Here is a 463-nt window from a genome sequence, read left to right as displayed (position 1 = left end):
TGCCCTTGACCCGGCCCGTGCAGCCGTATTATGCGGATAACCGAAAAGAAAAATATTGCATAAAAAACGTGTTTTTCCTTGCTTTACGCTGTTTCTGAAACACTGTTTTCCTGTATTTCACCCTTTCCATTAGCACAATGAAAAATATCATTATGGACGACTTAACCCTGCGTTATTTTGACGCTGAAATGCGCTACCTGCGCGAAGCGGGCGAAGAGTTTGCGCGTGCGCACCCTGATCGGGCTGCCGGATTAAATCTGGATAAAGCCGGGGCGCGTGACCCCTATGTGGAACGTCTGTTTGAAGGCTTTGCCTTTCTGATGGGCCGACTGCGGGAGAAATTGGATGATGACCTGCCGGAACTGACCGAAGGGTTGGTCAGCCTGCTGTGGCCGCACTACCTGCGCACTATTCCGTCGCTTTCTATTGTGGAGTTCACCCCACAATGGCAGGGGATGAAAGA

The 463-nt window shown here is 50.8% G+C and carries 1 protein-coding gene; it reads left to right on the top strand.

The genetic code is table 11. The annotated features are described in order from the left end of the window. Window positions 1–152: 152 nt before the first annotated feature. A partial coding sequence (locus AEP37_RS24050; protein WP_049615699.1) for a type VI secretion system baseplate subunit TssF occupies window positions 153–463 on the top strand: 311 nt, incomplete at its 3' end.

Origin of the sequence: Yersinia pekkanenii, assembly GCF_001152565.1 — a bacterium.
GTDB classification, from domain to species: Bacteria; Pseudomonadota; Gammaproteobacteria; order Enterobacterales; family Enterobacteriaceae; genus Yersinia; species Yersinia pekkanenii.
This window is presented reverse-complemented; position numbering and strand designations above follow the sequence as displayed.